This is a genomic window from Kitasatospora sp. NBC_00240, assembly GCF_026342405.1.
Lineage (GTDB): Bacteria > Actinomycetota > Actinomycetes > Streptomycetales > Streptomycetaceae > Kitasatospora.
This window is the reverse complement of record NZ_JAPEMU010000001.1, coordinates 8,150,065-8,174,208: the sequence shown is the minus strand read 5'-3', so window position 1 is coordinate 8,174,208 and position 24,144 is coordinate 8,150,065. Positions and strand designations below refer to the sequence as shown.

Genomic DNA, 24,144 nt, shown 5'->3' with positions numbered 1-24,144 from the left:
GGGCTGTTGCTTCAAGGCCTGCCGGCGTTAGGAGGTCGGCTTGTTGCAGTGGAACTGCCGACTGATCTGCTCCGCCGTCATGGGCCCCTTGTCGGTCCAGTACTGGTCGGGCTCCAGGGCCGCTGCCGTGACCTTGTCCATGTCGGCGACATCGCCCGAAGCCTCGCCGTCAGTGTGGCGATAACGGACTGAAAGCAGACGTGGGATGCCGGCCGCAGGATTGAAGACCTGGCGGTCCTCGAAGCCCTCCGGCGCCCAGCCACGGGTGTCATGGATGATGAGGTTGCCGTTGCCCGCCTGGATGGCGGTGGGGTGGGCCGCGGTGAACAGTTCCACACGTTCCCCACTGGCGTCAGCGGCCCGGATGCTTTCCAATCGGTCGTCCGGGCACATCGGTAGGAACACCTCGACCTGCCCCTCCACCACCCGGAATCCGAAGACGAACCCGTCCGGGTCCGACATGACGCACCCCGAGAGGCCCATCAGGCATGCCAGCACGCTGACCGTTGCGTTGATGCCCTTCACCCACACTGCGTGTAGCCGCCCTTCTGCCAACCTGCCTGCTGCTCGTACCTGTTCGTGCATGGGTTGACTCCGGCGGAGAAGTACCTGAACGGGAAGAGGGGACCATACCGCAGCCACTGCAGAGTGTGGATGTGCTCGTGCTCAAGCCGATCCGGTTCGACGTGGCGCGGGTTGTTGTCCGTGAAGTAGGTCGATCCGAGCGTGGTTCCGCCGCGGGAGTGCAGGCCCCAGCCGCCCTTGCAGACCATGATGGACGGGGCCGACGAGCAGCTGTAGCCCAGGAACGGCGCCGCCGTGCGTGTCGCGTAGTTCACCCCGAGCACGGTGAGGCGGTTGGTTACCAGCCTGGTGAACTGGTAGGCCTGCTTCCCCGTCGAGAGCGTCTTGCGTCCGGCGAGTTTGGCGACAGCCGTCCACGAGATGGTCGGCGTCGGCCGGATCAGCCTGCCCAACCAGCTGCTCCTGCCGTCCAGGTCGTACCGGTTGATCGGGTCAGCGTAGTTGTACTCGTAGGCGTTGGCGCTCCCCCCGGTGACCGGGTCGACGGAGAGGAAGCGTCCCGTGCTCGTGCTGTAGAGCCGCACGCCCATGAGGACGATGCCGTCCTGGGCTTCGGCGGAGCGCTGCTGGGCGCCGAGCCAGCCGTAGCGGCTGGTGGTCCGGCCCTGGGCGGGGTTGCCGAATTCGTCGTAGTCGGCGAGGACGGGGGTGGTGAGGGCGGTGTCGGTGGTGAGGACGACGCTGCCGAAGAGGTTGGTGAGTTGGAGTGTGATGCCTCCGGTGTTGGTGCTGGTGGCGGTGAGGTTGCCGTCGGGGCCCGAGGTGTTGCGGGTCCAGGTGCCGGTGGTGGTGTCCTCGACGGTCCAGCGTGGGTTGTCGCCGGTGTCGCCGTAGTGGTTGAGCTTGGCGGTGGCCGGTGCCCAGGAGTTGTCGGGCCGCCTGGTCGCGGTGGTGCAGGCGGCGAGGCGGCCGGCCGGGTCGAGTGTCCAGGTCCGGCGGGTGGTGGCGGTCTCCTGGGAGGCGACCAGGTCGTTGACGCGGTAGGTGACGGTGGCTGCGGTCGCGGTCGTCAGGGTGCGGCCGAACGCGTCGTAGGTGTAGCCGGGGTCGGTGATCCGGTCGGCACTGTCGTAGGTGTGGGTCTCGGTGGTGGCCCCGGCCGTGCTGCAGGCGCCGTCGGCGGCCGCCGGGGACTGGGCCCTGGCGGTGCGGTTGTAGTGGGTGTCGTAGGTGTAGGTGCGGGTGGTGCAGCCGCCGGTGACGGACGTCTGTTCGGCCTTGACGAGGCGGCCGAGGCGGTCGTAGCCGTAGGCCTTGGTGCCGTTGGTGGTGCTGTCCTTGACCAGTTGGCCCTGGGTGGACAGGTCGTTGCTCTGGGACCAGAGGACCGCGTTGTCGGAGGTGCGGGTGTAGGAGCGGGCGACCGGCTTGCCGGAGGCGTTCAGGGTGTCCTTGCGGACGATGCCGCCGGGGTAGGTCTGCTCGGTGAGCTGTCCGTCGGGGCTGTACCTGGCGGTGAACTCGCCCGTGGTGCTGTCCTTGACGGAGGTGACCATGCCGCGGGGTTCCTGGGCGCGGTCGTAGGTGTAGACGGTGTTGCCGGTGGGGTCGGTGACCTTGGTCGGCTTGCCGTAGCGGTCGTACTCGGTGCTGGTGGTGGCGCCGTCCGCGTCGGTGTAGGAGATGACCCGGCCGAGGATGTCCTTCACCGTGGTGACGGACCTGCCCGCGGCGGTGGTCTTCACCGCGGCGCCGGTGGCGGGGTCGTACTCGGTGTCGGCCTTCGGCACGGCCTGGCCCTCGGTGCCGGTGGTCGCGGTGGAGGTGGTCCGTCCGATCGCGTCGTAGGTGGTGACCGTCGTTCGGCTCTTGCCCGCGTTGGTCTCGGTGACCTCCTCGGCCTTGCCGGTGCGGGAGTAGCGGGTGACCTGCTTGACGGGCAGGGTGGTCGGCATCCGGGTGCTGTCCGCGCCGGTCACCGCCGCGCCCGGGCCGGTGGTGCAGGGCTGGCCGGCCCATTCGGGGCGGTCCGCGCAGGCGGCCGCCGGGTTGCTGCCGGCCGTGTAGTAGGCCGTGGTGACGGTGCTGGCGTCTGCGGCGGCGGACCCGGGTACCCGGGTCTCCTCGGTGCGGCCGGAGGCGTCGTAGCGGGTGCTGGTGGTGAGGTTGGCACCGGCCGCGTCGGTGGTGACCGAGGTCGCCTTCTTCAGCGTCCACCCGGGGGTGCCGCCGATCGGGGCGCCGTAGCCGTTCTTGGTGACGCGCTGTTCGACGTCGGCGGCGTAGCCGTCGATGCGGGCGCCGTCGGTGGCGGTGGTGACCAGGTGGTAGGCCTGCCCGTCGGGCTTGTTCTGGTCGTAGGTGTTGGTGTTGTGGTCGCGGACGGTGACCTTGGTGCCGGCCGCGATGGGGGCGTTCAGGGTGCTCTTGGTGAGCGTGACGGTGTCGATGCCGGCGTGGTATCGCTCGCCGGTGGAGGCGGGGTTGGTGCCGGTGAAGGTCAGGGTGAGCTGGTGGTCACCGCGGGTCAGGTACTTGGTGGTGCCGGCGGTGTAGGGCTGCACGCTGACGCCGGTGCCGTAGCCGTCGATCGGCCCGCCCACCGGGGTGGGGTCGCTGTCGATGGTCCACTGGAAGATGCCGTGGTCGGAGGCCTTGGTCAGCAGGCCGCCGAGCTGGTAGGTGCCCTCCTCGGGGACCGAGATGCGCACCGTGTCGCTGTCGCCGACCTTGGTGCCGCGGATGCCGAGCTGGCCGGCGCCGGACCAGGTGACGGAGCAGCAGCCGTTGGTGTCGGTGCGCACGGTGGCGGTGGTGCCGAGCTGGACGAGGTTCTCCGCCTCGTAGAGCTGGCTGGCCGGGGTGCTCTGTCCCGCGATGTTCTCGGTGAGCAGGGCGCTGTAGCGCGGACCCAGGGTCTCGACGACGTCCAGACCGTCCGGGGTGTAGGTGGTACGCGAGTCCAGCAGTTGCGCGCGGGAGGCGGAGTCCGCCGGCAGGTTCAGCTCCGCGGCGAAGCGCGCCGCGTCGGGGTGGGTGCCCAGCGCGATGGTGCGGTTGGTGGCCTGCAGGGTGCGTACGGCGTGGCCGTAGCGGTCGTACTCGGTGGTGTCGATGTCACCGCCTGCGGTGACGGAGGGGGTGGCGGTGTTGACCTCGTTGCCGGAGGCGTTGAGGTAGTGGACGGTGGCGCTTTTGTAGCCGTCCTTGCCGGGTGTGGTGGCACCGGCGGTGTTGGTGCCGGGTTCGTCCTCGGGGCCGAAGACGGCGGTCGCGTCGGTGGGTGAGTCGGTCTGTGCCCAGGTGCGGGTGTCCGCGCCGGACATGGCGTAGGGGCCGCCGGCGCCGGTGGTCAGCGGGACGTCGTAGACGACCTTGGTGCCGATCTCGCCGTTGACCTGGTTCTTACTGCCCGGGGTGAGGGTTGCGCGGCGGACCTTCAGGAGCCGGCCCGGGTCGAGGTCGGAGCCGGCCGGACCGAAGTCGAAGTCCCAGGGGAGTTCGCCCGCGGCCGTGATCCGGGTGACCCGGCCCGCACTGTCGTAGGTGTAGGAGGTCTTCAGCGGGGTGGCCAGGCGCGGGTCCCAGACCTGTGCGAGGCGCCCGGTGCTGTCGTAGGTGTAGTGGGTGACCTCGACGGCCGACTGCTGGGAGGTGTCGGGGTTCCAGGACCAGACCTTGACGGAGCGGATCCGGTCGGTGAAGTCACCGGGCACACTCGCGGTTGCGGTGGTGGCGGTGGCGTAGTCGTAGTCCATCACCTCGCAGCCGCGCGGCAGCGGGTCGAGGGTGCAGTGGTTGGTGTCGTCCACGCCCGGCTCGACGGGGGCGATGACGCGCTTGGGCAGCGCGCGGCCGTCGGTGGTGTCGTAGACGTAGCGGGTCTGCGAGGCGGCCTCGGGGCCGGTCTCGGTGGTCACCTGATAGATGTCGGAGCCGGACGGGGCGGTGAAGACGGTGGACGATCCGTCCAGGTCCGTCAGGGTGTAGGTGCCGGCGCCGGTCGCCTTCAGCGACAGGCTCTCCGCGCCGGGTTCGGGCCAGAGCGTGCCGTCCAGGGCCTTGGCGAAGGTCAGGACGGAGTCGTCGTTGCCCTTGATCTCGGCCAGGTCGGACTGCGGGAACGACAGGGAGCGGTAGTCGGAGCCCGTCCCGGCGTCCGGGCCGCCGGCCCACTGCGGGCCGAACGGGGCGACGATCTCCTTCACCGACAGGTCGTCGAAGTAGACCTCCTTGCCGGAGCCGCCCGCGAAGCCGTTGTAGAGGCGGAACCACGCCTCCGTCGCATCCGCGGGAACCGCCATGTCCACCGACAGCTGCTGCCAGCCGTCCGTGAAACCGGCCTTCGCCGAGCTGACGAACGTGTAACCGGCGGCGGGGGTGCGCTGGAAGCCCAGCAGGCGCAGGCCACGCCCGGCGTCGGTCGGGTTCAGGCCGGTCGCGCCGGGAACGTAGATCCAGCCGGTGAGACGGTAGGTGCGGCCGGGCTTCATGTTCTGGCCCAGCGTGTACTCCGGGCCGAGCGCCGCGTAGCTGTCGTTGCCGGTGGGGACGACGAGCAGGGAGTCGGTGGAGGTGTCGTGACCGCGGGCGGTCGAGCGGGCCAGCGTCGCCTGGCCCGCCGCGATGCCGGTCAGGTCGGTGGTGATCTGGTGCTGGTTGGCGGTCAGGCGCTCGGCCTGCGGCTGCCAGCCGCGTCCGGTGCCGCGGGAGGAGGAGGTGCGGGCCACCGACATGCCGAACTCGTCGGCGTCGGTGACGTCGGTGGAGTAGTCACCGGTGAGCAGGTTCACCGAGCCGGGGCCGACGGTGGTGCCGGCGGCGCCGTCGGCGTTGCGGTCCACCGTCATGGTGTTCCAGCCGGTGGCGTAACCGGTGCCGGAGCCGTCCTCGGGGAACAGCAGGGCGCGGACCTGGACGATGCCGCCGACGGTGCCGAGGGTGTCGACGACCGTCCAGTTCGCCCAACCGCCGAGGTCGGCCAGGCGCGGCTTGGCGTCGGTGACGGGGGTGTTGTCGGCCTTGGTGAGGTTGGCGACGGGGACGTCGTACTCGGTTGCGCCCGGGCCGCGGCGGTACTGGTACTTGATGCGCTTGAAGTCGCTCTGGGCGTCGACGGAGAGCTTGACGCGCTTGGCGACCTGGGAGCCGTCCACGGGCGAGCTGATGCCGCCGCGGCCGACCTGGAAGGCGTAGGTGGTGGGGTCGGAGAGGTTGCCGGCCCGGTCCTTGGTCTGCACCTTGAGGACGCGGTGGCCGTCGGTGGGCGGTGTCCACGAGACCGTGGCGGCGCCCGTGCCCGCGGCCTCGGCCTGGGAGCCGCCGTCCACGGAGTAGACGTAGCCCACCACGTCGGGGCTGTTCTGCGGGGTGGTGAAGGTGAAGGTGCCCGCCTGTCCGGCGGCGCCGTGCCACGCGGTGTCGGACGGGTAGTCGCCCGAGGTGACGAACGGCGCCCCCGGCTTCACCGTGTCCACGCGCACCGTCAGGTCCGGTGACCACGCGGAGTGCAGGTAGTTGTCGTAGATGCGGGAGCGGAAGGCGTACTGGCGTTCCTCGTCCAGGCGTGGCACGCCGAAGTCCGTCGGGGTGACGGCGACGACGGTGCCGTTGGGCACCTGGCGGTTGAACGCTCCGACGCGGCCCTCGGCTGTCCACAGTTCGAAGTCCACCCACACCTGGCCGCCCGGATCGGCGTCGTAGGCGTAGGAGGTGAAGGTCGGATTCGCCGCGGAGGACCACTGCACGCCGCCGGGCACCGAGGGTGTCATGGCGGTCTGCGGGGCGGCCGGCGGGGTGTTGTAGGTGACCGACAGGTACGGCGGGGCGTCGCCCTCGGAGGAGAAGAACCGCTTCCAGCCGTTATTGCTCGTCTCGTTGTCGGCCTTCAGGCCGAGCGCGTTGACGTCCTTGCCGCTGGCGGCCCACTCCGCGACCAGGCCGGTGATGTCGGCCGACACCCAGCCGCTGCCGTCCCCGTTGGTGCACTGCTGGGGGTCGCCGGAGTCGACGTCGCGGGTCTGGGTGCTCCAGGCCCGCTCCCGGCCCCAGTAGGGCTGGGAGTCCCAACGCGTGATGGTCTGGGCGTAGTCCGTGTCCCAGACCTCCCACTCGGCGGCGGTGCACGAGTAGGAGTGGAAGTTGTACAGGTTGAGGCTCGCCCCGAGGATCTGCTTGCCCGCGTACGGACCGGACGGGAAGTGCAGGAACGAGCGGGCCGTCGTGGCGCCGCCGTCGTAGGTGCCCAGCTTCAGATCCGGGGACGACGACTGGTCGCTGGTGACGCCCTTCTGAACGAAGGTGTCGAAGGCGACGCCGAGGTCCACCGACGGGTCGACGGTCACCGGGAACTGCGTAGCCGCATCCGCGAGGAACGCGGCGTCAGGGGTGAACACCAGCTCGGTGTCCGTACCCTGGCCGCGCAGCTCCATCGCCACCGGCGCCCGGTGCAGGTACTCCCCCGAACCCTCGTCCAGCCTGGCGTCCCACATCACCGGCGCCGGGATCTTCACCGCCGGCTTGCCCGCGGAATCCAGCAGCTGGATCGAGCCGTCCGCCTGCGCGGCGACGCTCAGGCCGGTGGTGTCCAACGGCAGCGTCAGCGTCCCCGCCTGGGACACCGCCGAGCGGTCCCTGACGACCAGGAACTGCTCGAAGCCGGTCCGGGTCGCCTGCAGCACCAGGTCCACGCCCGGACGGGCGTCGACGTAGGTGGCCCTGCTGCCCTCCAGCCGCGGCTGGGGCAACTTGCCCAGCCAGCCGAACTTCACCTCCTGCCCACCGGAGCCGACCTTCACCAGCTCACGCTCCGCCGGAACCAGAGCCGTAGACTCGGCGGCGGGCGCCGCGGCCCGGGCGGCGCCGCGCGACGCACGCGCGGCCTCCGCGGGGGCGGACCCCGTCGCCGTCGGCGCGGCCGCGGGGCTCGTGGCGGCCGTCGGCGCGGTGGACGCGGGTGCGGTGGACGTCGGCGTCTTGGAGGCGGGCGCCGTGGCCGGGACACCGCTCGGTGTCGTACCCGGTCCGGTTGTCGACGTACCGGCACTCGCAGTGGGTACGGGCGACACCGGGCTCGGGCTCGGGCTCGGAGTCGCCGGTGCGGTCGCGGTTCCGGGCAGCTTGTCGCCGACCGTCACCCCGGCGTCCCCGCCGCCGAAGACCAGGCCCTCGGGGTGCGCCTTCGGCGCGACCTTCCCGTCCGGGGTCTGCACCAGCGTGGTGTCCACCGGGACCCACGCCTCGCCGACCTTCATCCGGACCGGGCCCGTGGCCTGGATCTGCGTCAGCGTCCCGTCCGGGTTCGCCCACAGGGTGACGGTGGGCGTGCGGGCGCCGGTCACCTCGACCCTGTGCCCCTGCAACCGCGCCGACAACAGCGCGGACGCCTCGTCAGGAGCTTCGGTGGAAGCGGCTGTTACCTGTGGTGCCGGTGCGGCGGTGGCGGTGGGCGCGGTGAGCGCATCCACGACCACGCCGGTCTGTACCAGCAGCACGAGGGCCGCGAGCGACGATATTCGTCGCATCCGGCGCATGGAAAAGGCCCCGCCCGCGAATGCGGGAGAGGCCGACGACCGTCGAGACATCGAACTTCTCTCAAGAGTGGCCGGCCGGACATGGCCACGAAGAACACATAGCCTTCTGCCGCCGCTGAAAGCCATTCGGTCCTGCGTGACCATGTCCGGCATGAGACAGAGGCGGCGTACCGCCTCGTTTGACTCTCATGGAGGATGTCAGCGCGCCGCCCGGCCGTGTTGGCACTGCGTCCACAGTTCCTAGGCTTTGCGTCTACCGACTCACCAGCGCGGCCAGCTCCCGGTGCCGGTGCTCGCTGGGCGAAAGCCCGTACGCGGCCCGGAAGGCGCGGCTGAAGTCGCAGGCCCGGGGGATGCCCCAGCGGACGGCGACGGTGTGGATCGGCATCCCGCGCAGGGTGGGGTCGGCCAGGTCGCGGCGTGCCTTCTCCAGCCGCTGGCCACGGATCCAGGCGGCGAGCGTCTCACCCCGGGACTGCTGGGTGAAGACGCGGTGGAGGTAGCTGACCGAGATGTGGTGCGCGGTGGCGATCAGGGACGGCGTCAGCTCGGGGTCGTGCAGGTTCTGCCGGACGAACGCCCGGACGCGCTCCACCATGGCCCGTTGGCGGGATTCGTCCGGCAGCGCGGCTTCGGCATCCAGTTCCCGGGCCAGCCAGGAGGCCACCAGGTCGACCACGACCGCTCCCAGACGGGGTGCCTCGGCGGGCCCCAGGGCTTCGGCCTGCCGGCCCAGGCCGACCAGGAACTCGGAGAGCAGCGCCCCCGTGCCCTCCCGCCCCGAGAACCCCCGGCCGAACAGGGCCCGCACCTGGTCCCGCGGCAGCGGCAGCGACGACCGGGGGAAGTCGACGCCGAGGGCTTCGACCCGCTGGCCCTCCCAGCTGGTGGCCGCGGCGTCGAAGGCCCTCAGGTCGAACGGATCCGAGCTGTCGATGACGTGCAGGTCCCCCGCCGCGAGACGCTCCTCCCGGCCGGAGTCGCGGACCAGCCCCATGTCGCCGCCGAGCAGCAGCGTCAGGTGGTACACCTCCGGATCCGAGCGCCGCACCATGCCGGCGGTCCGCCGGAACAGCGCGGGCGGGAACGACGATCTGAGGAGGGTCACCGGCCCGAGCTCCAGGCGCCGCATCTCCGCCGTGAAATCGTCGGCGTGGGCACTGGTGGCCACGCTGTCCCGCGACCGCACGACCAGTTCCCGCCAGCTGTCGAAGCGTTCCTCCACGGGCAGGTCCCCGCTCCGGAACACACTCCCCGGCCTCGCCACCACTCTCCACATCCCCCTTCAGGTCCGCTCCTTGCCGGCCGGCAAGGCCGCACGCCCCGGCCTCACCAAGTTCTGTGCACATCAACCGGACGTCAAACCCCGGCCCATGACGGGCCTTTCCACCAGGTCCGGTCGTTCAGGCGGCGGGCCCCGGCCGCGCGCGGGCCCGCCCCGCGGGCTTCAAGCGTCGCCCAGGCGCCGGTAGATGTCCTGCACTGCCGCCACGGCGTCGTCCGCAGCCCTGCCGGTGTCGCCGTGCGGGTCAGGGACGATCGAGAGTGCGACCCAGTCGGCGCCGTGGCAGCCCTGGGCCCTGGCCATCAGCACCGTCCCGTCCCTGATTTCGAGTTCACGGAAGCCGCCGGGGCCGAGGGCGGGCATGTCCTCGAAGGTGAAGGCCGGGCCCAGGGACGGGGTCTCGGCGGAGTCCCGGTCGTGCCGCTCCCTGGCGACCAGGGCGCAGCGGTCCTGCGGCGACCTGGTGGTGTTCGGCCCCGGAAGTTCGCGGGTGAGGGAGACACCGATGCCGGCGCCCAGGCCGTCGACGCTGCTGACCTGGCATCCGCCGGCGGTCAGCTCCGGGCCGGTGCCGCCCTGTCCGGTACTCAGGAGCCGGTACTCGGGACGCAGGAACGGGTGGTTCCGCGGATTTTCCAGTGTGTAGCCGGGCGCGTACCGGGTGAGGAAGTCGGGCCCGAGGAGGGTGCAGAGGTCGGCACCGTCCACCGGGACGATGGCGTCGGCCGGCAACGGGCGCCTGCCGGCGGTGGCGGACGGGCCGGATCCGTCGGGCGCGCCGGTCGTGATCGAGCAGCCGGAGCCGGTGAGGACGGCCGCGCCGAGCAGCGCGGCCAGGGACGCCCGGCGTATGTGGTGGTGTGCGATGAGGTGTTCCCTGAGTTTCCCGTTGTCCCACTGCGTGTCATGGCTGGTGCCACCCGGTCTCCATGATCCCCTGGCTTCGGTTCCGGTGTCGAGTTCAGGCCGGCGCAGGACCCTTCCCGGCCATGCCCGGACGCCGTCCCAGGGAGCACGACGGGAGAACCGGCCCGGCCCCCGGCTTGCAAGACTGGGGCGCGTGCGGGCCGCTCCGGCAGTCCGACGTCGCGGACGCACCGACCGCGACGGCAAGAACGCAACGTCACGGAAGAGACCCGGTCGTCCACCGCTGCGCCCGTACGGATGGGGAGCGCCGTGGACCACTCGAAGATCGTGCACCTGGTGAACGGGGGTTCGTCTTCGCCACCCCGACCGGTGCCTACAAGGTGAAGGCGATCACCGCGCACCCCGAGGTGTCCTTCACCGTCGACACCACCGACTTCACCCCGCTGATCCTGATGGTCCGTGGCAGGGCCTCGGTCGGGGGACGGGGTGCCGTGGCGCCCGTCGCGTGCCCTTCAGGATTCCTCGTCGCCCCGGTCTTCGGGCTGCTGCTCGTCGAGGACCCCGACGAAGGCGGAGGCCACCAGCGCGACAGCGCGATCGCCGTCGTGGGCCAGTCCGCGCAGGACCTCCCGTGCGGCGGGCCCCGACAGCTCGACCAGTGCCTGGGTCAGGCGTAGCCGTGTCGCGGAGTCCGCGGTGGGCGTGGCGAGTTCGTCGACCAGTGCGGTCAGGATCCGGTCCGCGCACCCCGGGTCCCGGGACAGCGTTCCCAGGGCCTCGGCCGCGTCGACGTCGCTGGAGCCCCCGACCACCATCCCGACGAGGGTCGGGACGGCCGCGGTCACACCACGCCGGCCCAACGCGAGGGCGGCGTGCCGGCGGACCGTCGGGTCCTCGTCCCCCAGGGCGTCCGCAAGCACCGCGGTCGCCCCAGGGGCCTCGGACATGGAGGCGATCGCCAGCACCGCGCGCCGCCGGATGTCGACGTCCTCCGAGCGCACGCCGGTGACCAGCATCGCCACGCCGTCGCCGCCCGAACGGGCGAGCGCCCAGCGCAGGGCGCCCGCGACATGGGGGTCGGACTCGGCCAGGACCGCCCCGGCCAGCAGCTCGGCGGGGACCGACACGCCTTCCGGCCGGGCCAGCACGGCCTGCTGCCGGCGCGCGGCGCTGGTCGAGTTCAGCCCCTGCATGAGTTCGACGATGCGCAGGACGCCCTGCCAGCCTTCGGGCGCCGACGCGTCGATGGCGCGGAGCCGCTCCAGCAGCTCCTGTTCCCGGGCCAGGCGGTCCTCGGTCAACCGGACGAGGTCGCCGACCAGGGCGGACGGCGTGAAGGCCGGATCCTCCAGCGCGCGCCCGACCTGCTTGAGCGAGAGCCCGAGCGACCGCAGGCTCTCCACGTGGAAGATCCTGCGGACGTCCTCGGCGGAGTACTCGCGGTAGCCGCCGACGGTGCGACCGGTCGGTCGCACCAGCCCGAGGGCGTCGTAGTGCCGGAGCATCCGGGTGCTCACCCCCGAGCAGCGGGCCACATCGCCGATCAGCAATCCGCGGCCTCCACAGCCTCGGCGGGCTCCGTCGACCCGGTCGTCGCGGCGGCGGCAGCCTGCGTGGTGCCGGCGGCCTCCGAAGCCTCGGTGTCTCCCGACGCGGCCGCGGCGGCGGCAGTGGCGGCGAGCGCGGCGGCCGGTTCCGGGCCCAGCGTGGCCATCCGCTTCGCCTCGTGGACGGCCGCGTCGAATCCGGTTTCCGGGTCCCTCAGGAGCAGCGCGGTGGCAGCGGCGTGGGTGGCCACCGCCGGGTCGGGGTCGGTCGCGGCCTTCTCCAGGGCGGGCTCGATCACGTAGCCGAGGTCGACGAAGGCCCGGCTCAGGCTCAGCTGCACCGTGCGGTCGCCGCGGCCGAGTTGGGTGACCAGGGCGTCGCCCAGTTCCGCCCGCTCGTCCTCCGGCACCAGGACGACCGCGACGCGCCACGCGGTCCGGGCGACCTCGTCGTCCGGGTCCTGCAGCATGTCCCGGGTGATCCAGGCCCACGCACTCCGGTCGCCGATCTTCGAGAGGGTGTGCAGCGCCTGGCTACGGGCCTGGGTGTGCTCGGAGGCCAGTTCCCGGCGGATCCGGGGCAGGGTGAGCTCCGACGGGAGGCGGGTCAGCGCCCAGGACAGCATGTCCCGTACGAAGAAGTCCGTCTCGACCGCGCACCGCCGGACGAGCGGCTCCAGGAAGTCGGGGTCGGCGGTCGAGCCGACCGCCAGGGCCGCCTGAAGCCGGACCGAGGAGTCCTCGGCGCCCAGGGCGCCGGCCACCCGGGTGTTCTGCGGGGTTCCGTCTGTCGTGTTGATGGGGACCACCTCCTGCGCCCAGTGGACACCTTCTCACAGTGTCAAGGTCAAGCCGGACCGACCGGGCCCGGCCCGGGACGTCGGGCGGTACCGCGGCGGGCCGCGCGAGGGCGGGCGCGGTCGCGGGGTGATCTCCACTCATGGGGCGGTGCATGACGTTCCGTCATGCCGGGCCGGGCGGCGCGGCCGGGGGATCCGGGGGTTGACTCCGCTCGACGGCGGACGGAAGACTCCGTGACGGGTCCGTCCCTGACCGGAGGAGAGCGCGGAACCGTCGTGATCGAGGAACTGATACCCCCGCCCGCGGCCACGGCGCACGCGTTCACCGACCACCGGGCCGCCGTCGCCGCGCTGTACCCGCAGGAGGCCGCTGCCGTCGCCCAGGCCGTGGCGAAGCGCCGGCGGGAGTACGCCACCGTCCGGATGTGCGCCCGGCGGGCCCTGAACGGGCTGGGCGTACCGGCGGCGCCGCTGGTGGCGGGCCGGCGCGGCGCGCCGCGGTGGCCGGCGGGCGTCGTCGGCAGCATGACCCACTGCGCCGGCTACCGGGCCGCCGCCGTGGGCCGCTCCGCGGACTTCCTGGGGCTGGGCATCGACGCCGAGCCCAACGAACCGCTGCCGGACGACCTGCTGGAGTTCGTCTCGCTGCCCGGCGAGCGGGCCCGGCTCCGCGACCTGGCGGACGCCGCGCCCGAGGTCCGCTGGGACCGGCTGCTGTTCAGCGCCAAGGAGGCGGTCTTCAAGACCTGGTACCCGCTGACTGAGCGCGAACTCGACTTCACGGAAGCCGAGCTGGACTTCGCACCGGACACCGGAAGCTTCTCCGCGCGGCTGCTCGTCCCGGGGGTGGACGCCGGCGGCCGGCACCTGGACGGGTTCACCGGCCGCTGGCTCTGCCGCGAGGGCCTGGTGGTCACCGCGATCGCCCTGGAGCAGGTCGCCGGGCACTGACGCCTCCGGGCCGCTGCCCGTCGGCAGCGGCCCGGAGGGTCGATCGGGAGGACGGACCGGGTCAGCTCGCGTCCGCGCCCACCACGACCGCCGGCCGGGCGGCCGGGTCGGTGGGCAGGGTCCGCGGGTAGCGCCGGCCGTTGAGCATCTTGCCGATCCAGGTGGAGCGCACCAGGTAGTGGTAGCTCAGGAAGAGGATCGGCAGCGCGACGGCCAGGATGAACGGGTACTTGAGCGCCCAGTGCACCGGCCAGTGCCGCACCACGACCTGGAGGGCCATCACCAGGGGCATGTGGACGATGTAGATCCAGTACGACGCGTCCGCGATGTAGCGCCGGAGCGGGCTGAAGCCCGCGAAGAAGTGCAGCGCGGCGCCGACGAGCCCGAGCGTCCAGAGCCAGCCCGCCAGCCCGTAGCCCAGCGCGCAGAGCGCCTTGGTCCCGCCGGTCAGCGGCTCCAGTGCGAGCTGCCCGTCGATCGTGACCAGCGAGGACTGCGGGTCGAAGCCGCCGAGGGCGGCGGTGGCGACGGTCACCACGACCGCCGCGGCGACGTAGCCGACCCAGCGGCGGCGCCACGACTGGAGGGTGCCGGGGTTCTTCTGCAGGTACCAGCCGAACGAGAACGCGACCGCGTAGCCGACGGTGGTCGGCAGCTGCGGCACCAGGTCCGTGTTGGGCGTGGGGAGGCCCTCCCAGAGGTGCCACTGGTCGAAGAACCAGAGGCACACCGCGACCGGCAGCGCCAGAACGACCGGCTCCAGGCCGAGGGCGCAGACCCGGCCGACCGCCCGCTCCAGCGCACCGCCGCCCTGGGACCCGGCGGCCCCGCCCTTGCGGAACAGGCCGAGCAGCTTGTGCCCGACGAGCACCGCCACGTAGAGCCAGTACAGCACCCAGAGGAACCAGAGGTGCGCCAGCGGGACGGGCACGATCGCGCGGGCCGGCACCAGGCTGTCCACCGGGCCCTTGATACCGAGCACCACGGCGATCAGGATCACGTTCATCGGCAGCACCAGCAGGGTGCCGAAGAGCAGCGGCAGCAGGATGCGCTTGCTGCGCTCCTTGAAGAAGCCGCGCGCCTTCAGCCGCCGGTACTGCATCCGGCCGAAGAAGCCGGCCAGCAGGAAGAAGACCGGCATCCGGAAGAGGTGGATGACGAAGTAGGCGAAGGCCAGCGGCGAACTCGGGGAGTTGTCGACGATCGGCCAGCCGGTGTAGCTGAACCCGGGGATGAAGGCGAGCGTCGCGTGCAGCAGCACGCCGAGCAGCAGCGCGAAGCCGCGGAGCGCGTCCAGGCCGTGATACCGCTCGGCGGGCGCTCCGGCAGGAGCCGCGGCCTGCGCGGGAATGGCCACTGACGGGCTACCACTCTGTTGTTTCATGATTTCCTCGCGGAAGAATCGGTCGCGTCGGACGGGGGGAAGTGCGGTGCATTTCGAACCGGCCCGGCGTTACTTCTCCGGTGCGGCCGACGCGGCCTTCTCCTCCAGGTGCCGGCCGCCGGATCCGGTGCTCCGCCCGAGGTCCTTGAAGTTCTTCGTCGCGATGTTGAGGCAGAACGACGGCGAGATGCGGAAGAGCCACCAGAACAGCTTCCAGAATCCGGGGACGATGATGATGCCCTGGTTCTTGGCGACGGCGTCGAGCGCCTTCTTCGCGAACTCCTCGGGGGAGATCGGCTTCTTCTCCTCCCACATCTCCTTGGACTGCTCGCCGGTCACGCCCTCGACCTCGCGGCCGTAGGTGCCGCCCTCGATGAACGGGGTCCGGATGACGCCCGGGCAGAGCACGCTGACCCGCACACCGAGCTGCGCGGCCTCGGCCCGCAGGTTGTGCGAGAGGCCGACGACGGCGTGCTTGGTCGTCACGTAGGACGTGGTGCCGGGGCTCGGGACCAGGCCCGCCATGGAGGCGGTGTTCACGATGTGGCCGAAGCCCTGGTCGATCATCACGTTGTACGCGGCCTGGACGCCGTTGACGGTGCCGCCGAGATTGACGTCGATGACGCGGCGCCAGTCCTCGATCCGGTAGTGGCGGGCTCCCGCGCCCATGCCGTGACTGATACCGGCGTTGTTGAACAGGTAGTCCAGGCGCCCGGTCCGCGCGACCGTGTCCTTGACCAGCCGGGCGAACTCGGTGTGGTCGGTCACGTCCAGCCGGGCCGCGGTGGCCTTCCCGCCGGCGGCCCTGATCCGGGCGGCCGCCTCCTCGGCCTGCTCCAGCTGGAGGTCCGCGAGGACCACCTCGCAGCCGCGGGCCGCGAGGTCCTCGGCCAGGGCGCGGCCGATGCCCGACGCGCCGCCCGTGATGATCGCGGTCGCGTCCTTGTAGATTCTGATGGCGCTGCTCTGTGGTGCCATGACCGGGTTTCCCTCCAGGACTCCGATGATCGGCCTCGATTCCGAGACCGGTCAGCCTCGTATCGAGGCCGTCTGCTCCTGAAAATCGCTCATCGATTTCAGGTTGTTTCCGAAACGGTTGATGGTGCTGGTCTGCACAGAGCCGCTGCCCGGCGGAAGGAGGTACTTCACAAAGGTCGCGAGCGTGGCGCTGGGTCCGAGGTCGATGAAGGTCGCATCGGTCTCGGCGGTCATCTTTCCGACGGTTCGCGAGAACTCCACCGGATTTCTCATGGCGGCCCAGATCCCGTCGGCCGTCACCGCGTCGACCAGGCCCGCGGCCGTGGCGGAGACGATCGGGATCTGCGGCGGCGCGAAGTCCAGCCCGCCGAGGAGGCCGCGGACCTCCGCCTCGACGGGGTCGATCAGCTCGGTGTGCACGCCCCAGTTCACGGGCAGCCGTTCGCAGAGCACGCCCTCGTGCCGGAGGGCGGCCTGGAGTGCGTCGATCCGCGCGGCGTGCCCGCTGACCACGAAGTTGCCGTCGAAGTTGCGGCCCGTCACCCAGCAGCCGGCGAACAGGCTCTGGTGGGTCAGCAGGAGTTCGGGCGGGCCGACGATCGCCAGCATGCCGGCGCGCGGCGTCCGCTCGGCGAGCAGGCGCGCGAAGTCGACCGCGAAGGAGATGCCGAGCTCCAGCGGGAAGACCTCGGCGACCACGGCCGCGGTGATCTCCCCCAGGCTGTAGCCCAGCAGGGCGTCCGGACGGTACCCCAGCTCCTGGACGACGCGGGTGAGGCTGTACTCGACGCACAGCAGCGCGGCGTTGGAGTCCGCGAGCGAGTCGAACGGGTCGCTCTTCTGCCGGCCCGGGTCGAAGACGGTGTCCAGCAGCGACTTGCCGAGGATGGGCGAGGCGATCTCGTCGCAGTGGTCCAGCCAGAGCCGGTAGCGCGGATGCCGCTCGTACAGTTCGGCGGTCATGTGGAAGTACTGGGAGCCCTGGCCCGAGTACATGAACACGGTGGGTCTGGTCATCTCCGGTGCTTCCGAGGAGTGTCGGACGTGGGCGGGGGTACGGCTGTCGGCGGGGCCGCGGCGGTCAGCATTTCTGCAGGCAGATCGCCGAACTGATGCCGCCGAAGCCCATGCTGAGGCTGACGGCCGTCTCGAACGACCAGGCCTCCGCCTCCTCGCGCACCCAGTGGAAGGCCGGGTCCACCGGGTCGGCCAGGTTGCGGGTGGGGTGCAGCTTCTGCTCGCGCATCTGCAGGAGCGTGGCGACCACCTCGACGGCGCCGGCCGCGCTGAGCCCGTGCCCGGTGATCGACTTGGTGGCGTTGATCCGCGCCCCGGTCAGGCCGCACTCGCGCAGCGCCCGCAGCTCTGTGTCGTCGCCGGTCGGCGATCCGGTGCCGTGCGGGTTGACGTAGTCGATCGCCGAGGCCGGCAGGCCGGCCTCCGCCAACGCCGCCCGGACGACGCCGACTTCGCCGTCGAACGAGGGGTTGGGGTTGCGGTTGCCGTCCATCGCGGTGGCACCGCCGCGGTACCGCGCGTACGGCGCGGGGTGCCGGCGGGCGCCCTCCCGCTCGATCACGACCGCGCCGCAGGCCTCACCGAAGACGAAGCCGTCCCGGCCCCGGTCGAACGGGCGGCAGGCGGCGGCCGGGTCGTCGGCCCAGCGGGTCGAGCCCATCGCTCCCATCGCCCGGAACGCCAGGCACTCCCAGTACGACAGGTCCATCAGCGCACCCATCGCGATGCAGACGTCGACCTGGCCCGACTGCACCGCCCGCACCGCCTGGAGCACCGCGAGCAGACCACTGGCCGAGGCCCCGCCCAGCGTCTGGGCGAAGCCCCGGATCGGGAAGGCCTCGGTGCAGAACCCGCACAGGTCGGTGTCCATGAAGGCCATGCCGTAGGTGGGGCGCAGGAACTCGGGACGGTCCGCGTGCCGGGCGTGCAGCTGCGTCAGTTCCCTCTGCTGGACGTTGGAGCCGCCGACGACCAGGCCGATGCGGCGCGGGTCGGCGTCGTCCAGGCCGGCCTCGCGCCAGGCCTCGTCGAGGGTGGCCAGGGCCGCCCGTGAGGAGAGCGAGGCCGTCCGCAGCACCCGCGCCGGGATGGCCGCGGGCATGGTCAGGTCGGCGATCTCGGCGCCCAGGAAGCCCGGTTCGGCGGCGTCCCGGCCGGCCCCGGCAGGCGGCACCTGCCGGCCGGGACGTCCCATCGTGGCGAAGGCGTGGCGGCCGCCGAGGAGTGCGGCGACAAAGTCGTCCTTGCCCTGGCCCACCGCACTGGTGACGCCGAGGCCGGTGACGACGATATCGCGCGTGTCAGGAGTTCGACTTGGCATGGATGAGCTCCGCCAGATCACCGATGTTCTTGGCGTTCGCCAGCTCGTGCAGCGGGATGCTGACCGCCAGCGACTCGAGCGTCATCATGAGGATCTCGGCCCGGTCGATGGAGTTGGCCCCGAGGTCCCGCAGCGAGTCCGCCGGGTCGAAGGTGTGGTCCTCCAGCTCCGGGACGACCTCGCGGGTGTGCTCGACGATCAGGTTGAAGACGTCCTGGCTCGACATGGTGCTCGGCTCTCCTAGTACTGGGAGGTGATGAGGTCGCGGACCTCGGGCTGGTGGAAGGTCTTGTCGTGCATGGCCACCTCGCGCTCGATGTAGCGCGGGAGCTCCTCGCGCAGTTCGGCCACCAGGTGGTCCTTCAGGGTGATCAGCGAGAGCCTGGGCTTCTCGGCCAGGGTCTCGGCCAGTTCGACGGCGTAGGGCAGCACTTCGGCGCGCGGCAGGACGGGGAAGGGGATCCCCCGCTCCTTCAGGTCGCGGCCGTAGTAGGTCTTCGCGGAGAGCAGCATCTCCTCGCCGAGGCTGAAGCCGAGCTTCTTGGGGAGGATGAGTGTCGCCCCCATGCCCGGCGTGAAGCCGTAGCGCATGAAGTTGGTGGTGTAGATGCTCTCCTGACTGAGGATCACGAAGTCGGAGAAGAGCCCCATCGCGAAGCCGCCGCCGATGCCGTGGCCCTGCATCGCGGAGATGACGGGGACGGGGCAGTCCAGTGCCAGGCCGTAGATGTCGGAGTCGGTGAAGCTGATCTGCCGGTCCTGGATCTGCAGCAGGCTCTCCTTGCGGCCGCCGCTGGCGAAGTAGGTGCCGTAGCCCGTGAGGATGACCACCTTGCACCGCTCGTCTGCCTTGACCCGCTCGAAGGCGTCGCTCAGGCCGACCAGGAGCTGGTCGGAGAAGGTGTTCTTGTGCTCCTTGTCCTGCATGGTGATCCGGACCACGGAGGGCCCGAGCTGGGTGTAGTCGACGGCCGCGTCCGACATGTCTACTCCCCTTCCCAGGGAAACTTCCCTGTGTTCACGTAGCGCGCGATCTTCTGCAGGTTCTCCTGGTCGGAGAACACCTCCCGGTTGGCCTCGACGGCCTTCTCCCGGGAGGGGAGCAGGATGTCGTCGAGGTTGCGCAGGTACTTCTTGTAGCGGGTGACACCGGACTTGGGCAGGTAGCGCAGCCGCAGGATGTGCTTGCGCAGCAGGTTGCCGCTGTTCTCCTCGCTGGCGTCCACCAGTTGCCAGTCCACCGCCTGCCGGGCGGTGAACGGCTGGGTGGTCAGCGTGATGTAGTTGGCCTTCGCCGGGCCGACCTTCCTGATCAGGAAGGGCAGGACGCAGGCCGGCATCAGCCCGAACAGCAGCTCCGAGAGGCTGAACACCGACTTGTCCTCGCACACCACGATGTCGCAGGCGGCCACGAAGCCCAGGCCGCCGGCGTTCACCTTGCCGCGGACGTGCGCGATCGAGACGAACGAGCCGAGGGCCAGCGAGAGCCAGAGGTCGTAGAGGGCCTCGGCGTGCGACTTTTCGTGGCCGCCGCTCTCCTGGGAGCCCAGCTCCCGGAAGTCGGCGCCCCAGCAGAACACCTCGGGCAGGCCCTCCAGGACGAGGACCTTGGCATGCTCCTCGCAGTGCCGCACCACGCTGGTGCACTCCTCGACCAGCCGCCGGTTGATCGCGTTGTCGGCGTCGGGGCGGTTGAGCTGGAGGAAGCAGATCTCGTCCTGGAACCTGACCTTGACGGTCTCGTAGGCCGCCGTGTTCAGGAGAGCCACTCGTACTCCCGGTGGAACTCGTTGATCTGCTTGAGGAAGAGGAGTTCCTTGCCGAGCGTGCCCCGGGCCTCGGGCACGATGCCGGTGTCGAGGACGGCGTTGCGGGTCCCGAACTTCACGGCGTGGTTGGTCCGGAGCAGCATGTCGTACTCGGGCATGCTCAGCTCGTACCGCTTGTCCAGGTGCTTCTCGATCTCGAAGCGGCGGACATGGTCCTGGCTCTCCTGGCGGACGACGCCGCTGAAGAACTCCGAGCAGCAGCCGGAGCCGTAGGAGAAGACGCCGACGCGCTGGGGGCTGGAGAGGTCGGCGTTGTCGATGGTGCTGGCGAGCGAGAGCATCGTGGTCGCGCCCATGACGTTGCCGACCCGCTGGCAGTACGTCAGGCCCGGGTGCATCCGGCGCCGGAAGTCCTCCTCGATCGCCGCCGGGCGTGCCTTGACGAACTTGCGCATCAGGTTGCGGTGCGCGCCCTTGATCATCCCGCCGAAGGGGGTGTGGAACGCCAGGTAGCCGAAACTGTCCACGAAGTCGACGTCGCCGACCCGCCGCTGGTACTCCAGGAAGGCGTTCTCGCAGCAGTCCAGGTAGGTGAGGAGCGACAGTTCCGCGTTGCCCGCCTCGCTGTCGGCGAGCGGACGGCAGGTGTCCATCACCTCGTGGCCGTAGTAGCCGCTGGCGCCGACGTCGATCTGGAAGACGTCGGGGATGTCGCTGATGAGCATCGCCACGGCGCCGGCGCCGCCGCTCGGCTCGGCGAAGGACCAGTCCTCGGACAGCGCGTCGCCGCCCTCGGCCACCATGAACCGGGTGATGTCGGTGGCGATGACCAGGGCCTTCGCGCCCGGGGAGGTCTGCGAGAGAATGAAGTTGGCCGCCATCTGGAGGGCGGCCACGCCCGAGTAGCAGGCGTTCTTGATCTCGAAGAGGCGACAGTTGCGGTTCAGTCCGAGCAGGCTGTGGAAGTAGGTGCTCATCGACTTGCCGAAGTCGAAGGCCGACTCGGTCGCGGTGATGACCAGCTCGATGCGGTCCCGCTCCTCGGGGGACATCGCGTCGATGATGGGCTTGGCGGCGTTGACCCCGAACGTCACCGGGTCCTCGTACGGCAGCGCGACGGTCTTCTCCTTCATGAGGAGGTTGTCGAACCTGGCTGTGTCGAGGCCGCGGTGGATCGCCAGCTTCTCCACGTTGACCTGGCAGGTGCCGGCGAAGACGTTCATCGCTTCGATTCCGACGGTCGTCATCTGTTCTCTCCCTGGGGCGTGCTGGTCTGCTCGGGCCGGTGTTCGCCGGTCTAGTGGACGGGCTCGATCTCGGTGAGGTCGAAGTAGCCCCGGTAGCCGTCCATGTAGACGGCGGGCCGGTGACCGAAGAGGACGGTCGCCTCGGTGGCGGTACGGAGGTCCCCGTAGTCGCCGGTGGTGGACTTCACGAGGGTCCCGACCGGGTGCACCGCGTTCCACTGCCGGACCAGGTCCGCCGCCGGGCGCGGCTTCACGGCGGCGGGGAGCGGCTTCACGGGGGCGGGCGCCGAATGCCGGGCCGGGTTCGGGATCTCGCGGCGGATCTTCCGCACCAGCTTGGTGAGGACGTCGCCGTGACCGATCTCCTCGATCTCCATTCCCTCGTGGCCGAGGAGGTGTTCCACGGTGTCGGTCCAGCGCACCGAACTGACGATCTGCCGCGCCAGGTTGTCCTTGACGGACTCGTTCTCGTACGGCCTTCCGGTGACGTTGGAGATCACCGGAATCCGGAGCTCGGAGAAGGGGATCCCGGCGATGAATGCGGCGAATTCGGCCCGGGCCGGCTCCATGTAGCGGGAGTGGAAGGCACCGCTGGTGTTCAGGGCGACGAAGAGGTGATTGCCGCTCTGGAAGTGCGCCTGGGCGGCCTTGATGTCCTCGGCCAGGCCCGAAATCACTATCTGGGACGGCGTGTTGTAGTTCGCCAGGTCGACGGAGGTGAGGCCGTTCTGCTCCAGGACGGTTCTGATCTCCTTGTCCGTGGCGTTCAGCACGGCCGCCATGGCACCGCCGGTGGCCTGGGCCATCAGCTCGCCGCGCTTCTGCACCAGCCGTAGGCCGGTCTCGAAGTCGAAGCATTCGGCGGCCAGCAGCGCGTTGAACTCGCCGAGGCTGTGACCGGCCACGAAGTCCGGCAGCTGGCCGGTCTCCCGGAGCTTGCGGTAGTAGGAGAGGGCGTTGACCACGTAGAGCGCGGGCTGGGTGTACTCGGTCTGCTTGAGCAGGCCTTCGGGGTCCTCCAGGCAGAGGGCCTTGACCGAGTAGCCCAGGATCGAGTCGGCGGCCCTGGTGAGGTCCTCGAACTCGTCGAACAGCGCACCGCCCATTCCCTTCCGCTGCGATCCCTGGCCGGGGAAGACGTACGTCCGCATGGAGAACCCTTTCTCGTCTTTCGGTGTGTTGGCGATGCTTGCTCGACCGCTCGACCGGTCGTGCTGCGATGAATGTGGTGCCGCCGGGGCACCGGGCGCGCCGGCCCTTACCGGCCCGTCCCGAAAATCCCCGCGGGTTCCCGTGGTTCTCGCCGGCCGGCACGTCGTCTCGCCCCGCTCGACCGCGAACCTCCGGCCGGCAGTTGACGAGACATCAGCCTTTGGGCCCCCCCTTGATCACCGGCCATGACAGATAATCAGATCATAGTGCCTGACTGCACGGAGTGACCAGTGTGACAATCCCCATCGACTGTCGCCCAGGCGCCGCTCCGGCCGTCAGACCAGGGCCTGCAGGCGCTCCGCGAGAATCCCGGCCGCCTCCCGCATGAGCCCGGCCGCCATCCGGTCCACCCGCCGGTTGCGCCAACTCTCCTGCGGCGTCCCCTTCACCCACTGGTTGAAGGAGCCGAGCGCCGGGCCGGTGTGCACCTGCAGGTTCGCCGGATCACGATCCGGGTCGGTGAAGGAGAGCCGGCTGGTGTAGCCGTAGTACCAGCGGAAGATCAGCGCCATCTTCCGCTTCGGGCTCCGCTCGGCCCGCCCGATCTCCGCCACCCGGCCGGTCCGCTCCAGGTGCTCCCTGGTCTCCCGCCAGACCTCGTCCACGCTCCGCTTGAAGTACGTGTCCTGGATCTGCCGCCGGGTGCCCTCCGGAATCGCGTCCCAGGAGTCGTAGGTCCTGTACAGCGAGAAGAGCTTGTTGGCCCGGGCCGGAAAGAGCACCCCCTTCCTCAACACCTGGACCAGCGCGCCGATCTCGAACATGTCACCGGCCGGGCAGTAGCCGGTGTCCTGGACGTCGATGTCCTGCAACCGGTCCTTCACGGCGTCGGTGATCCCGGCCTCCACCGTGCACTGGTTGATCGACCCGGTCATCACGAAGTCCGCGCCCATCGTGAAGGCCGCGGCGACCGCCTGCGGGGTGCCGATCCCGCCCGCCGCCCCGAGCCGGATCGCCTCGGTGTAGCCGTGTTCCCGCGTCAGGTCACGGCGCAGGCCCTGCATCGACGGCAGCAGCACGGTGGGCACGCCACGGTCGGTGTGGCCGCCCGAGTCCGCCTCGATGCAGAGGTCCTGGGCCACCGGGACGCCCCGGGCCAGCTCGGCCTGCTCGGCGGTGACCCGGCCCGCCGCCAGCAGCTGCGCCACCGTCTCCGCGGGCGCGGGCCGCATGAACTCCCTTGCCACCTCGGGCCGGGAGACCTTCGCCAGGATCCGGTGGCCGCGCACGACGCTGCCGTCGGACGCCCGGCGCAGCCCGCGCAGGTGGTACAGCACCAGCGCCGGCGTCACCTTGACGAAGGCCGAGGCCTCCACGAAGCGCACGTCCTCGCCGAGCAGCAGCTCGACGTTGGCCGTCTCCCGCGCCGGGTCCTGGAGGTTGCAGAGCAGGTTGACACCGAACGGCCGGCCGGGCGGCAGGTCCCGGCGGATCCGGGCGATGTCGCCCCGCACCCGGTCCGGGCTCAGGCCCGCCGCGCCGAGGAACCCCATGAAGCCGCCGCGGCCCATGGCGATCACCAGCTCCTTCGAGGCGATGCCCCGGTACATCGACCCCGACAGATACGCGTAGTCGACGCCGAAGTCCCTGCGGAAGGACTCGCTCCCGAGCCTTCGTGCCATCGTGTCCATGCAGCCCCCTGCTCGACGGCCGGGCCGGGCCGCCCCCTTCCGGGGGACGGCCGACCCGCCCACTGTTCCTACCGACAC

Annotated in this window: 17 protein-coding genes; 1 reads left to right on the top strand and 16 read right to left on the bottom strand. The window is 70.7% G+C overall.

Translation table 11 applies throughout. The features are described 5' to 3' along the window. Positions 1-27 precede the first annotated feature (27 nt). From OG689_RS34810 to OG689_RS34785, 6 genes are all read right to left on the bottom strand, one after another. Positions 28-525: a hypothetical protein gene (locus OG689_RS34810; RefSeq protein WP_266325007.1), complete on the bottom strand. Its 498-nt coding sequence runs from the start codon at positions 523-525 to the stop codon at positions 28-30. After that, positions 522-8,048: a DNRLRE domain-containing protein gene (locus OG689_RS34805; protein WP_266325005.1), complete on the bottom strand. Its 7,527-nt coding sequence runs from the start codon at positions 8,046-8,048 to the stop codon at positions 522-524. The genes OG689_RS34810 and OG689_RS34805 overlap by 4 nt, the downstream gene beginning before the upstream one ends. Positions 8,049-8,310: 262 nt before the next feature. After that, positions 8,311-9,282: a helix-turn-helix domain-containing protein gene (locus OG689_RS34800; protein ID WP_323189353.1), complete on the bottom strand. Its 972-nt coding sequence runs from the start codon at positions 9,280-9,282 to the stop codon at positions 8,311-8,313. Positions 9,283-9,504: 222 nt separating this feature from the next. Next, on the bottom strand, positions 9,505-10,074 hold the full coding sequence (locus tag OG689_RS34795) for a hypothetical protein (RefSeq protein ID WP_266325001.1): 570 nt from the start codon (positions 10,072-10,074) through the stop codon (positions 9,505-9,507). A gap of 647 nt (positions 10,075-10,721) precedes the next feature. Next, positions 10,722-11,759, bottom strand: a complete 1,038-nt coding sequence (locus OG689_RS34790; protein ID WP_266324999.1) for a HEAT repeat domain-containing protein — start codon at positions 11,757-11,759, stop codon at positions 10,722-10,724. Then, a complete protein-coding gene (locus OG689_RS34785; RefSeq protein WP_323189352.1) occupies positions 11,753-12,565 on the bottom strand; it encodes a HEAT repeat domain-containing protein in 813 nt (270 codons plus the stop codon). The genes OG689_RS34790 and OG689_RS34785 overlap by 7 nt, the downstream gene beginning before the upstream one ends. A 267-nt stretch (positions 12,566-12,832) precedes the next feature. Here OG689_RS34785 and OG689_RS34780 point away from each other — a divergent pair, with 267 nt between their 5' ends. After that, entirely contained in the window at positions 12,833-13,507 is a 675-nt protein-coding gene (locus OG689_RS34780) for a 4'-phosphopantetheinyl transferase superfamily protein (protein WP_266324997.1), read from the top strand. A gap of 61 nt (positions 13,508-13,568) precedes the next feature. Here OG689_RS34780 and OG689_RS34775 read toward each other — a convergent pair whose 3' ends face one another. The 10 genes from OG689_RS34775 to OG689_RS34730 form a co-directional block, all read right to left on the bottom strand. Continuing rightward, positions 13,569-14,864, bottom strand: coding sequence for an acyltransferase family protein (locus OG689_RS34775; RefSeq protein WP_266324995.1), 1,296 nt, complete (start codon positions 14,862-14,864; stop codon positions 13,569-13,571). Between the two features lie 96 nt (positions 14,865-14,960). Next, positions 14,961-15,869 carry an SDR family oxidoreductase gene (locus tag OG689_RS34770; protein WP_266324993.1) on the bottom strand — a complete coding sequence of 303 codons (909 nt, stop codon included), beginning with the start codon at positions 15,867-15,869 and terminating at the stop codon, positions 14,961-14,963. Between the two features lie 51 nt (positions 15,870-15,920). Next, positions 15,921-16,886: an acyltransferase domain-containing protein gene (locus tag OG689_RS34765; RefSeq protein ID WP_266324991.1), complete on the bottom strand. Its 966-nt coding sequence runs from the start codon at positions 16,884-16,886 to the stop codon at positions 15,921-15,923. Positions 16,887-16,950: 64 nt separating this feature from the next. Beyond that, complete coding sequence (locus OG689_RS34760; protein WP_266324989.1) at positions 16,951-18,207, bottom strand: beta-ketoacyl synthase N-terminal-like domain-containing protein; 1,257 nt, start codon at positions 18,205-18,207, stop codon at positions 16,951-16,953. Further along, the gene (locus OG689_RS34755; RefSeq protein ID WP_266324986.1) at positions 18,188-18,433 is read right to left on the bottom strand and encodes an acyl carrier protein; all 246 of its coding nucleotides are present in this window, start codon (positions 18,431-18,433) and stop codon (positions 18,188-18,190) included. Before OG689_RS34755 ends, OG689_RS34760 begins: the two co-directional genes overlap by 20 nt. Before the next feature lie 14 nt (positions 18,434-18,447). Next, positions 18,448-19,191: a polyketide synthase gene (locus tag OG689_RS34750; protein ID WP_266324984.1), complete on the bottom strand. Its 744-nt coding sequence runs from the start codon at positions 19,189-19,191 to the stop codon at positions 18,448-18,450. Between the two features lie 2 nt (positions 19,192-19,193). Further along, positions 19,194-19,976 (bottom strand): enoyl-CoA hydratase/isomerase, encoded by a 783-nt coding sequence (locus OG689_RS34745; RefSeq protein ID WP_266324982.1) that lies wholly within the window; start codon positions 19,974-19,976, stop codon positions 19,194-19,196. After that, entirely contained in the window at positions 19,964-21,223 is a 1,260-nt protein-coding gene (locus OG689_RS34740) for a hydroxymethylglutaryl-CoA synthase family protein (protein ID WP_266324980.1), read from the bottom strand. Before OG689_RS34740 ends, OG689_RS34745 begins: the two co-directional genes overlap by 13 nt. Before the next feature lie 50 nt (positions 21,224-21,273). Continuing rightward, entirely contained in the window at positions 21,274-22,374 is a 1,101-nt protein-coding gene (gene fabD, locus OG689_RS34735; RefSeq protein WP_266324978.1) for an ACP S-malonyltransferase, read from the bottom strand. Between the two features lie 336 nt (positions 22,375-22,710). Further along, positions 22,711-24,066: a PfaD family polyunsaturated fatty acid/polyketide biosynthesis protein gene (locus OG689_RS34730; RefSeq protein WP_266324976.1), complete on the bottom strand. Its 1,356-nt coding sequence runs from the start codon at positions 24,064-24,066 to the stop codon at positions 22,711-22,713. Positions 24,067-24,144 lie beyond the last annotated feature (78 nt).

What these genes read in the sequence shown, in the direction of transcription:
- fabD (WP_266324978.1), bottom strand. Translation starts at nt 22,374, where the DNA reads ATGCGGACGTACGTCTTCCCCGGCCAGGGATCGCAGCGGAAGGGAATG.
- OG689_RS34765 (WP_266324991.1), bottom strand. Translation starts at nt 16,886, where the DNA reads ATGACCAGACCCACCGTGTTCATGTACTCGGGCCAGGGCTCCCAGTAC.
- OG689_RS34755 (WP_266324986.1), bottom strand. Translation starts at nt 18,433, where the DNA reads ATGTCGAGCCAGGACGTCTTCAACCTGATCGTCGAGCACACCCGCGAG.
- OG689_RS34805 (WP_266325005.1), bottom strand. Translation starts at nt 8,048, where the DNA reads ATGCGACGAATATCGTCGCTCGCGGCCCTCGTGCTGCTGGTACAGACC.
- OG689_RS34740 (WP_266324980.1), bottom strand. Translation starts at nt 21,223, where the DNA reads ATGACGACCGTCGGAATCGAAGCGATGAACGTCTTCGCCGGCACCTGC.
- OG689_RS34730 (WP_266324976.1), bottom strand. Translation starts at nt 24,066, where the DNA reads ATGGACACGATGGCACGAAGGCTCGGGAGCGAGTCCTTCCGCAGGGAC.
- OG689_RS34760 (WP_266324989.1), bottom strand. Translation starts at nt 18,207, where the DNA reads ATGCCAAGTCGAACTCCTGACACGCGCGATATCGTCGTCACCGGCCTC.
- OG689_RS34750 (WP_266324984.1), bottom strand. Translation starts at nt 19,191, where the DNA reads ATGTCGGACGCGGCCGTCGACTACACCCAGCTCGGGCCCTCCGTGGTC.
- OG689_RS34770 (WP_266324993.1), bottom strand. Translation starts at nt 15,869, where the DNA reads ATGGCACCACAGAGCAGCGCCATCAGAATCTACAAGGACGCGACCGCG.